General features: G+C 62.4%; 2 protein-coding genes. Both read right to left on the bottom strand.

Going from position 1 to position 1925, the window contains the following annotated elements:
- On the bottom strand, positions 1-1290 hold a 1290-nt coding region (locus GY725_11625; protein ID MCP4004836.1), incomplete at its 3' end, for a PAS domain S-box protein.
- The coding region (locus tag GY725_11620) for a sigma-54-dependent Fis family transcriptional regulator (protein ID MCP4004835.1) at positions 1287-1925 on the bottom strand (639 nt) is incomplete at its 5' end. The genes GY725_11620 and GY725_11625, both read right to left, overlap by 4 nt.

Here is a 1925-nt window from a genome sequence, read left to right as displayed (position 1 = left end):
TCCCTTGCCTTGTTTGTTTTCCAGTGAGAAGTCGAAGCCATGGGCCAGGAGGATCTCCTGGACCATGGTGAGGCCGATGCCCTGGCCGTTTTCTCGGGTCGTGTAGAACGGGGTGAACAGGTGCTTCTGCACTTCGGGGGAGAGCCCGGGGCCGGTGTCGGAGATGGACAGCGAGCAGCTGCGCCCTTTCCGGCTGCCGGTCAGGGTGATCTCGCCGGGCTTGCCGGTTGATTCGATCGCTTCGGTCGCGTTCTTGATGACGTTGACGAGGACCTGTTCCAGCTGAACGGGGTCGCAGCTGACGTCGGGGAGATCGGGGTCGAGCTCTTCCTTCCATGTAATGTCGGCGGCTTCGCATCGGTCCTTGAACAGCAGGCCGGTCTGTTGTGCGATGCGCCAGGGATTGGACGGTTGCAGCTGGGGCTGCGGCAGGCGCACCACGTTGGCGAAGCCGGACATGAACTTGTCCAGGTTGGCGGTTCGCTGGATCGCCACCTCGAGTGCGCGGGCAAAATCCTCGCGATCGTCGTCGCGCAGCTGCTTTGCGTAGCCGAGGCTGGACTGGAGCAGCGACTGCACCGCCCCCGATGTGTTGTTGACCTCGTGGCTCATCATCCGGATGAGTTTCTCGTACGCTCGCTTTTCCGTCTGGTGCAGCTCGTCGGTGAGCTCGTCCAGCAACAAGAACTGCCGGGGGAACCCCCGGTCCATGAACGAGCCCTTGCGACATCGGACTCGCTTGCGGCCGGAGATCGGGATGAGCTTGCTGGAGTCTTGGGAAATCTGCGCCAGTCCGTCGGCGAGCGCGTTGTCCAGGTCGGCCAGATTCCTGCCGATCGCGTCGTCCTTCTTGATGCCCATCAGCGCTTCCGCCGCCGGATTGACCGTCGCGATCCGGCCGTCCACATCCAGCGTGATCACGCCTCCCGGCGACTCTTCCAGCACCTTGTTGAGCAGTAGCTCTTGCTCTTCGTTGCGGATCCGTTCTTCCCGCAGCCGGTCGACCATCGAGTTGTACACGTCCAGCATCCCGTCGACATCCTGCTGGCCGGTGGGCGTGAAGCGAGAGGTGAACTCGCCGTCTCTGATGTAGTGAGCACCACTCTGGATCAGACGCAGAGGGTCGAAGTAGCGCTTGAGTAGATACACGCCCGTCCCGAAGGAGACGACGAAGAAAATCTCGACGGCGATCAACCAGACCCGGTTGTCGCTGAAGAACCAGACGGCGCACAAGGCGAACACCAGGTGCAGCACCGCGAGATAGATCAGGAACTTGAGCCGAAGTTTCACGTCTCGATCCGGTACTTCTCCAATCGCCGGTAGAGCGCCGCGCGACTGAGCCCCAGCGACTCGGCCGCCCTGCTCAGATTCCCGTCGTGGTATCGCAGGCTCTTTTCGATCATCGCCTTTTCGATCTCGTCAACGGTCATCGTACCTACCGGCGGCAGGCTGCTCGACTCGGATCTGGCGCTGTCCATCACGGCGACCTGCTCGCAGGTCCCGATGTCGACGGTATGGTCGCAGGCGACGAGCACCGCCCGGGCCAGAAACTGTGCCAGCTGTCTGACGTTTCCGGGCCAGGGCTGAGCCTGCAGCCAGCGTAACGCATCAGACGCGATCTTCAACGGACGGCGGTCCTCGCCGAAGACCGCGGCCGCCCGGGCCAGGAAGTGATTCGCCAGAAGCGGGATGTCCGTCGGCCGTTCGGCCAGCGACGGCAGACGCAACGTCATCAGGTTGATGCGATAGAGCAGGTCTTCTCTGAACGAGCCCTCGGAGATCGCCGCATTGAGATCGCAGTTGGTGGCGGAGATCACTCGAATGTCGAGATGTTGTGTGGCGCTCGAGCCCAGGGGCTCGTAGGTCTGGTCCTGGAGCACGCGGAGCAGTTTCACCTGGCTGCGAGGATCGAGCTCTCCGATTTC

The organism is bacterium (assembly GCA_024226335.1).
Lineage (GTDB): Bacteria > Myxococcota_A > UBA9160 > SZUA-336 > SZUA-336 > JAAELY01.
The sequence above is the reverse complement of the archived record's forward strand: the minus strand, read 5'-3'. Positions and strand labels throughout refer to the sequence as shown.